7 protein-coding genes are annotated in these 8,254 nt (G+C 69.9%); 3 read left to right on the forward strand and 4 right to left on the reverse strand.

Annotated elements, in window-relative coordinates; genetic code table 11:
• Nucleotides 1–80: 80 nt before the first annotated feature.
• On the reverse strand, nucleotides 81–1,076 hold the full coding sequence (locus AVR91_RS41770) for a hypothetical protein (protein ID WP_063277753.1): 996 nt from the start codon (nucleotides 1,074–1,076) through the stop codon (nucleotides 81–83).
• Nucleotides 1,077–1,326: 250 nt separating this feature from the next.
• Here AVR91_RS41770 and AVR91_RS41775 point away from each other — a divergent pair, with 250 nt between their 5' ends.
• The 3 genes from AVR91_RS41775 to AVR91_RS41785 all read left to right on the forward strand — a co-directional run bounded on the left by AVR91_RS41775 (nucleotide 1,327) and on the right by AVR91_RS41785 (nucleotide 3,376).
• A complete protein-coding gene (locus AVR91_RS41775) occupies nucleotides 1,327–1,896 on the forward strand; it encodes a papain-like cysteine protease family protein (protein ID WP_063277752.1) in 570 nt (189 codons plus the stop codon).
• Nucleotides 1,893–2,660, forward strand: coding sequence for a hypothetical protein (locus AVR91_RS41780; RefSeq protein ID WP_063277751.1), 768 nt, complete (start codon nucleotides 1,893–1,895; stop codon nucleotides 2,658–2,660). The genes AVR91_RS41775 and AVR91_RS41780 overlap by 4 nt, the downstream gene beginning before the upstream one ends.
• Before the next feature lie 83 nt (nucleotides 2,661–2,743).
• The gene (locus tag AVR91_RS41785) at nucleotides 2,744–3,376 is read left to right on the forward strand and encodes a dTMP kinase (RefSeq protein WP_083715477.1); all 633 of its coding nucleotides are present in this window, start codon (nucleotides 2,744–2,746) and stop codon (nucleotides 3,374–3,376) included.
• Here the strand turns inward: AVR91_RS41785 and AVR91_RS41790 are convergent.
• From AVR91_RS41790 to AVR91_RS41800, 3 genes are read right to left on the reverse strand one after another with little or no spacing between them, the layout of a single operon-like run.
• Nucleotides 3,373–4,476 carry an aromatic ring-hydroxylating oxygenase subunit alpha gene (locus AVR91_RS41790; protein WP_063277749.1) on the reverse strand — a complete coding sequence of 368 codons (1,104 nt, stop codon included), beginning with the start codon at nucleotides 4,474–4,476 and terminating at the stop codon, nucleotides 3,373–3,375. The genes AVR91_RS41785 and AVR91_RS41790 overlap by 4 nt on opposite strands.
• Nucleotides 4,473–5,618 carry an N-methyl-L-tryptophan oxidase gene (gene solA, locus AVR91_RS41795; protein WP_063277748.1) on the reverse strand — a complete coding sequence of 382 codons (1,146 nt, stop codon included), beginning with the start codon at nucleotides 5,616–5,618 and terminating at the stop codon, nucleotides 4,473–4,475. Before solA ends, AVR91_RS41790 begins: the two co-directional genes overlap by 4 nt.
• A complete protein-coding gene (locus tag AVR91_RS41800) occupies nucleotides 5,615–8,053 on the reverse strand; it encodes a GcvT family protein (RefSeq protein WP_063277747.1) in 2,439 nt (812 codons plus the stop codon). Before AVR91_RS41800 ends, solA begins: the two co-directional genes overlap by 4 nt.
• Between the last annotated feature and the right edge of the window lie 201 nt (nucleotides 8,054–8,254).

Raw genomic sequence — 8,254 nt, forward strand, 5'->3', positions numbered from 1 at the left:
GGGCCTTCATGTACTTCGGGAAGTGTGACGGTCGAGCCGAAGGACGGGCGGGTGCGGCGTGGGTGCCCAGCTCGCACGCGCTAGCGCCACTCCACTTCGATGCCGGCCAGCCCCGGCCCGGCGTCGCGGAAGAAACCGCTGGTCACCCCGCCCATGTCGAGCGGCAGCTCCTCGGACTCGACGGGCACGGCGTCGTCACGCGTCCGGAACTGCCGGGTGCACCGGGCGGGCAGCGCGCCGAGCGCGAACTTCAGCTGGACCAGGTAGCTGGCGCACTGGTCCCGCAGCATCCGGAAGTAGCCGGGCGAAGCGGTGCCCGAGTCGTCGCGGACCTCGAAGCAGAACACGTGGATCTCGCCCTCGGCGAGCTTCCGGTCGAAGAGCAGCTCGGTGGCCATCGTCTCGGCTTCGGCGTTGCGCCGGATCCGGCCGACGCGGCAGCCCTCGGCGGTGATCAGCTCGACGTCGCCGATGTTGCAGCCGGGGTCGCCGTTGTAGACGGTGACGTACCGGTCCGGGCCGTGCCGCCGGGCCCGGCACACCAGCCGGGTCTGGAGGCCGACCTGCCGGTGTGCGGCGTCGAAGGTGATCGTGTCGTGCACCGCGAGCATCTCGAGGTCGGCGTTGTACCGGTTGGAAGACGGGTACGCGCCCAGCTCGGCCAGCAGCTGGTCGACGATGGAGCCCATGTCGCCGGACCGGATGTCGTGGAACGACGCGGCCATCTGGTGTCCGCGCGCCCGCGCCGTCCGCGGCCCGATCAGCACGACCAGTGCGTCCGCGGGCAGCTGCAGCACCGATTCCAGCGCGCGGACCGCGGGGAGCGCCTTGGGTACCTCCGGCTGGCGCAATCCGCGCTGCCAGTAGCTCAACGTCGACTGTCCGATTTGGACACCGCGGAGCCCGAGGTGGGCGCGGAGCCGGGCCAGCGACAGGCCGCGATAGGCGATCGCCTGGCGGAGCGCGTGGTGGAACTCGCCGCTGCGGAGGGCCTCGACGAGTTCTTTGGGCAAGGCCTCGAGCGGTTGACGGCGCGTGCCGTCGATGATCGTCGGGGTGTCCCCGTCTCGTGTCACCGCTCGTCCCTTCACCAGACCAGTGTGTGCGCTGAGCGTGAACACCGCGGAACGTTCACGTTAGCAGCGCACTGTGAACACTACGTCCCCCGTTCGGGGTTGTTGACCCCGGAAGAGTGACCGTTCCGGGGTGTGGAAACGCCCCGGAACGGTCCGTTCCGCCGAGTGCCCATCTTGCTCTCTGTGAGCCTGCTGTTCACCGTTGTGACCACATTGGTTCGCCATGGTGACCAGGAGGCCCGTCGTGCCTGTGTTCTCGAGGAGGGTTTGCGCCGCGGGCGCCGCGAGTCTCGTGGCGTGGCTGGCGATCCAGACCCCGGCGAGCGCGCTGCCCTCGGCGCCCGCCGGCCGGCACCCCATCGCCATGCAGGCGCAGCAGAAGTCCCAGTGGTGCTGGGTGGCTTCCGGTAACACCATCGCGGCGCACCACGGCGTGACCGTCACCCAGAACGAATTCTGCCGGATCGCCCACGCCGAGCGCCGCCCGGAGTGCGCCGACAGGCCGGGAACGCTGGGCGACGTCCGGCGCGCCTTCGGCAAGCTCGGCTTCTCGGCCCCGGGGAACTACCTCAAGGGCCGCATCCCCTTCGCCGCCGTCCAGGCACAGACCGACGACGGCAAGCCCGTCCAGACGCGGGTCGGCTGGGCCTCGGGCGGCGGCCACATGCACGTCCTCTACGGCGCCGAAGCCGGCCGGAAGTGGGTCTCGTGGGGGGATCCACTGCCCACCGGCAACCGCTACAACTGGTCGACCTACGACTTCTACTCGGCCAACAAGTCCTTCACCTGGACCCACACGCTCACCGGGATCCGGCGATGAGCGCGCGGCGGTTCCTCGGGCTCGCCGGGCTGGTCGCGGTCGCGCTGCTGGTCTCCGCGCCCGGAGCGCGCGCGGACCAGCTGTCGGGTGAAGATCTCGCGGCCGCGAAGGCGGCTGCCGACGACCCCACGCTCCGTGCGGAGCTCGGCCGCTTCTTCACACAGATGGGTGGTTCGAGCCACGCGCCGTCGGTCAGCGTCGTCGACGAATCCTTCCCGGTTTACGAGCTTTCGAGGGATTTCGTCGCCGGTGACGGTGCGATCGCCGGACGGCTCGCCTACGTCGCGGTGCCGGTGAAGGCCTCCGACGGGCAGACCGCGACCGTGTGGTCGGTCCGCGGCGACGACGGCGCCTGGCGCGTCGGCAACATCGCGTCGGGCGACCGGGAAAGCGCACTGGCGCGGCGGTTGCCCGCCGGCGCGACACTGCTCCACGAACCCCAGGTCGACGCCTGGTACGCGCTGCGCGATGGCCACGTGACGCTGCTCGACTCGGGCGCCAGCGGCTCCGCTGCCGGTGCTTCGGCCACGCTCGCGGAGTACCAGAAGACCGTCTCCGGCCGCTACGGCGACATGCTCGCGAGCTCGCCGTACGCCCAGGAGGGCAAGGCCGGCGGCTACAACGCCCAGGTGATGCCCCGCGGCGACGGCGGTCCCGCGCCCGACGCGCAGGACACCGGCTTCGTCCCGCTGCTGATCTTCGGCGGCTTGCTCCTCATCGGTGTCGCCGGCTTCTTCCTGCACTCGAAGAGGCGCGTCCCCTAGCGGACCGGTGGGCCGGACGTGAGCTGACCCGTCTGGCCCGCCGGTCGACCACGGCACCTTAAAGTAGGCCCGTGGGACGACTCGTGGTGATCGAAGGTCTGGACGGCGCGGGCAAGCGCACGCTCGCCGACGCGCTGACCGGCGCGCTGAACGCGGCCGGGGCGAGCGTCACGTCCATCGCGTTCCCGCGCTACGGCGAAAGCGTGCACGCCGACCTCGTGAAGGAAGCGCTGCACCGCGGCCACGGCGACCTCGCCGACTCCGTCTACGGCATGGCCATGCTCTACGCGCTCGACCGCCGTGGCGCGGCCGACGAGATCCGCGCGCGGCTCGGCGATCACGACGTCGTGCTGCTCGACCGGTATGTCGCGTCGAACGCCGCGTACGGCGCCGCCCGCCTCCATCAGGGCGCGGACGGCGAGTTCGTGCGGTGGCTCAAGGAACTGGAGATCGACCGGTTCGGCCTGCCGGTGCCCGTCGCGCATCTGCTGCTCCGGGTCACCGCCGACGTCGCCGCCGACCGCGCGCAGCGCCGCGCGGAGACCGACGCCGACCGCGCGCGGGATTCCTTCGAGACCGACGACGCGCTCCAGAAGCGGTGCTCGGTGGTCTACGACGAGCTCGCCGCGACGGGCTGGCTCGCGCCCTGGCACGTTCTCGACGGCGTCGCCGGTGTCGACACCCCGGCCCTCGCGACCTCCCTCCTCCGCAATTAGTCCTCCAAATGCGTGAGCAGCCAGGTGTGGAACTCGCCGATGTGGTGTTCCGAGGGCATCAGCACGCCGCCGCCGCGGTAGGCGCGGGACGCCATCGCGGGCTGACAGCGTTCGCAGGCGTCGAAGTCCTGCTCGTTCACGCGGTGGAACAGCTCCACCGACCGTGACACGTCCCGCCCCGACGCCACGACCTCCTCCGAATAGAGCCAGTCGCATTCGACGACCGTCCGGTCCGGCGCGAGCGGGTACATCCGGTGGAAGATCACGTGGTCGGGCACCAGGTTCACGAACACCTGCGGCCGGATGGTGATCGCGTAGTACCGCCGGTCCTGGTCGTTCGCGACCCCGTCGAGCCGGTCGAAGCCCGAACCGCCGTCGATGGTGAACCCCTCCACGTCCTCGCCGAATTCGGCGCCGTGCCCGACGTAGTACTGCGCCGCGTACCCGTCGGCGAACTCCGGCAGCACCTCGGTCAGCTCCGGATGGATGGTCGCGCAGTGGTAGCACTCCATGAAGTTCTCGACGATCAGTTTCCAGTTCGCCTTGACGTCGTAGGTGATCCGGCGCCCGACCGACAGTTTGTCGAGGCGGTACCGCTCGATCGACTCCAGATCGCCCAGCCGTTCGCGCACCGCGCCTTCGACGTCGGCCTCGAACGACGGCGGGTCCGCGGCGAGACAGACCCACGCGTAACCCAGCCACTCCCGCAGGTGCACGGTGTGCAGCCCGTACCCGGTCCGGTCGATGTCGGGCAGGTTCGCCAGGTTCGGCGCCGCGATCAGCTTGCCGTCGAGCCCGTACGTCCACGCGTGGTACGGACACTGGAACGCGCGTTTCACCGTGCCGGATTCCTCCGTGCACAGCCGGGCACCGCGATGGCGGCAGACGTTGAGGAACGCCCGCAGCCCGCCGTCCCGGCCCCGGCTGACGAGCACGCTCTCCCGTCCTACCTGGACGGTCCGGAAGTCACCGGCCGACGGCAGATCCGCCGATCGGACCGCGCAGAACCACCGGCGCTCGAAGATCATTTCCTGCTCGGCGGCGAAGATCGCGGCGTCGGTGTAGTAGCCGCCACCCAGCGTGGGGATGAGACTCGTCATCTCGCGACTCCGGCGAACCTCGCGGGGTCGAACAGGCCGATCGGCTGCGTGGTGGTGCCGTCCACGACCAGGTCGGCGAGAATTTCGCCGACCACCGGGACGAATTTGAAGCCGTGCCCGGAGAAGCCGCAGGCGACCACCACCCGCTCGTGCGCCGGATGGCGGGCGATGACGAAATGCTCGTCGGGGGTGTTCGTGTACATGCAGGTCGCCCCGCGCAGGAACGTGCCGGGCAGCGCCGGCATCTTCCGTCCGACGAACTCCGAGATCTCGGCGACCTCTTCGGCGTGCACCGTCCGGTCGATGGACTCGGGTGTGCAGGGCTCACCACCGCGGAAGAACGCGACCTTCACGCTTCCGGCGTCGTCGTGGGACGGGAAACCGTAGAACTGGCGGCCGCCCGCGCCTTCCCAGACGTAGATCGGATGCCGTTCGGCGCGGAACGGCGCCACCCCGCCCGACGGCGCGAACCAGTACTGGACCTGGCGTTCGATGGTGAACTCGACCCCGAGTTCGGTGAGCAGGCCCGGTGCCCAGGCGCCGGGGCAGATCACCAGCTGCCCGGCGGTGTAGAAGTTCTGCGACGTGCCCACCCGGACGCCGGTGGACGTCTCCCGCCACGAAAGGACCTCCTCCTCGTGGTGCAGGTCCGCCCCGGCCCGCGCGGCGAGCTGGAGATGCGCCGCCACACTGCCTTCCGGCACCACGAAGCCGGCGTTCTCCTCGTACAGCGCGATTTCGTGGTCCGCCGGGTGCATCGTCGGGAACCGGCGCCGGATCTCGGCCGCGTCCAGCAGTTCGTGCGGCAGATCCCAGGTCCGCGCGCTGGCCAGGCTGCCCGACACCGTCCGCGAATCGGGACCGCCGAGCATGATCCCGCCGCAGCGGGTGAAGATCTTCCGGCCGGAATCGCGTTCCACGCCCGCCCACAGTTCGTGCGCCCGCAGCAGGAGCGGGACGTACGCGGGATCCTCGAAGTACGCCTGCCGGGTGATCCGCGAGCCGCCGTGGCTGGATCCGAGGTTGTGCACGGGCGCGAACCGGTCGATGCCGAGCACGCGCTGTCCTCTCCGGGCGAGCCGGTACGCCGCGGCACTGCCCATCCCGCCGAGGCCGATGACGATGACGTCGTAATGACTCATGCGGCGCTCCTGATCCGGGCCATGGCGGGGTCGAACAGCGGCTCGTTCGCGACGACGGCGGGGATCCGCTCGCCGAAGTACTCGATCTCCAGCGGCCTGCCGGGCCGGGTGAACTCGACCGGGAGCCAGGCGTAGGCGATGTTCTTGCCGACCGTGTAGCCGTACGCGGCGCTCGTGACGTATCCGGCCGGACGGCCGTCGGCGAACACCGGCTCCTTGCCGAGCACGACGGAATACGGATCGTCGACGGTGAGACAGGTCAGCTTCCTGGTCACCGTCTCCTCCGAACGGCCTGCCAGCGCGTCACGGCCGATGAAGTAGCCCTTGTCCATCCGCACGGCGAAACCGAGACCGGCCTCGTACGGATCGTGCTCGGTGGTGACGTCGGTGCCCCACAGCCGGTAGCCCTTTTCCAGCCGCATGCTGGAGAACGCGTCCCGTCCGGCGGCGATGATCCCGTGCGCCTGCCCGGCTTCCCAGATCGTGTCCCACAGTTCGCGGCCGAGGTCGGCGCTCGTGTACAGCTCCCAGCCGAGTTCGCCCACATAGGACAGTCGCATCGCGGTCACCGGCACATGGCCGATGTACGCCTGCTTGGTCTTGAAGTAGCCCATGGCCTGGTGCGAAAAGTCCGTTGTGGACAGTGGCTGCAGCACGGCTCTCGCGAGCGGGCCCCAAAGCCCGATGCAGCAGGTTCCCGGGGTGGTCTCGTGGATCTGCGCGGCGCCGTCGCCGGGGAGATGCCGCCGGAGCCAGTCGAGGTCGATGGCGTTGTTGACGCCGACCTGGAACCGGTCGGTGCCGAGCCGGGCGACGGTCAGGTCGCTGCGCACGCCGCCGTCCTCGTCGAGCAACAGGGTGTAGGTGACCGAGCCGGGCTTCTTGCCGAGCTGGTTCGTGGTCATCGTCTGCAGGAACGGCAACGCGCCGGGACCGGTGACCTCCACCCGTTTCAGCGACGTCATGTCGAACATCGCGACCCGCTGCCGCGCGACCATGGCCTCGGCGCCGCCGATCGGCGACCAGTACCGCGCGGCCCAGTCGTTGCGCGCGGGCACGCGGTCGACCTCGGGGAGGTTCGCGTTCGCCTCGTACCAGTGCGGACGTTCCCAGCCGCTCGCTTCGAGGAAGAACGCGCCGAGTTCCGTTTGCCGTTCGTAGAAGGGACTCGTCCGCAGCGGCCGTGGTTCTTCCATGGGCTGCGAGGGATGGACGATGTCGTAGACCTCGACGAAGCTCTGGCAGCTGCGCGCCATGACATGGTCCGGGGCGAGTTGCACCCGCTCGAACCGGGCGAGGTCACAGCCGTGCAGATCCGCGTCGGGCCTGCCGTCGACCAGCCACTGCGCCATGGCGCGCGCGACCCCGGCCGAATGCGTGATCCAGACGGCTTCGGCGACCCAGAACCCGTCGAGGTCGGGGTGTTCGCCCAGCAGCGGCATACCGTCCGGGGTGAAGGAGAACAGGCCGTTGATGCCCTCCTCGACCTTGGTCTCGCCCAGCGAGGGCAGCAGATCGGCGGCCGCGGCCCACGACGCTTCGAAGTCCGCGGGGGTGAACGTGAGCTCCGAGGGCATACCGTCGCCGGTGCCGATCTCCTTGGCGGGCAACGGCATCGGCCGGTGACCGTACGCGCCGATGCCGATCCGGTCGACGTGTTCGCGGAAGTAGAGATCGGCGTCCTGATGCCGCAGGATCGGCCTCGTGGCCTCCTCGGTCACGCCGGCGAGTGACGGCAGGGGACTGGTGCGCGCGTACTGATGCGCCATCGGGACCAGCGGGATCGTGAGGTCCACCAGTTCACCGAGCACCGGCCCCCACATCCCGGCGCACGAGACCACGATGTCCGCGCGGAAGCTCCCGGTCTCGGTGGTGACGCCGGTGACCCGGCCACCCGACCGTTCGACGCCGACCACTTTCTGCCGCGCGAGAAACTTCGCGCCGCGCCCGATCGCGCGGCGGGCCTGCGCCTCGGCCGCGCGGAGCGGATGGGCCAAGCCGTCGGAGGGGATGTGGAATCCGCCGAGCACCTTGGCCGGATCGAGCAACGGATGCAGCGTGGCGCATTCACCGGGATCGATCAGCCTGCTTTCGACGCCCGACGCGGTGGCCCAGCCGTGCCGTCGCCGGAGGTCGGCGAGCCGTTCCGGCGTCGTGGCCACCTCCAGCCCGCCGACCGGCCGGAAACAAGGGTTCCCGTCGAGGTCGAGCGTGCCGTATTTGGTGACGGTGTAGCGGGCGAACGCGGTCATCGTGCGGCAGGTGTTGGTCTGGAAGACCAGGCCGGGGGCGTGCGAGGTGGACCCGCCGGTGGCGAACAGGTCTCCCTGCTCCAGCACGGTGACGTCGGTCCAGCCGCGTTCGGTGAGTTCGTCGGCGAGCGCGCAGCCGACGATGCCGGCGCCGATCACGACGACGCGGGGAACTGGGGGCATGGTGAGGGGTACCTCCTGCCTGCCCTGTCAGTCCACAAAGGACCGAGGGCATCGGGGTGACAGGCGCTGTTGCGAATGAGGCACGTTGTTCCGTCTTAAGCAACAAAGTGCGGCACGGGTGGACGCGCTGTCAAGAGCCCGAAGAGGTCGGGCGGTTCAACGCCGCCTGTCAACCCCCGAGTGCCAGGAACGGTCCTTTCC

The sequence above is a fragment of the Amycolatopsis keratiniphila subsp. keratiniphila genome, from assembly GCF_001620365.2.
GTDB classification, from domain to species: Bacteria; Actinomycetota; Actinomycetes; order Mycobacteriales; family Pseudonocardiaceae; genus Amycolatopsis; species Amycolatopsis keratiniphila.

Excerpts from the sequence above, each read along its gene's own strand:
- AVR91_RS41800 (WP_063277747.1), bottom strand. The coding sequence starts at position 8,053 with ATGCCCCCAGTTCCCCGCGTCGTCGTGATCGGCGCCGGCATCGTCGGC.
- AVR91_RS41780 (WP_063277751.1), top strand. The coding sequence starts at position 1,893 with ATGAGCGCGCGGCGGTTCCTCGGGCTCGCCGGGCTGGTCGCGGTCGCG.
- AVR91_RS41790 (WP_063277749.1), bottom strand. The coding sequence starts at position 4,476 with ATGACGAGTCTCATCCCCACGCTGGGTGGCGGCTACTACACCGACGCC.
- solA (WP_063277748.1), bottom strand. The coding sequence starts at position 5,618 with ATGAGTCATTACGACGTCATCGTCATCGGCCTCGGCGGGATGGGCAGT.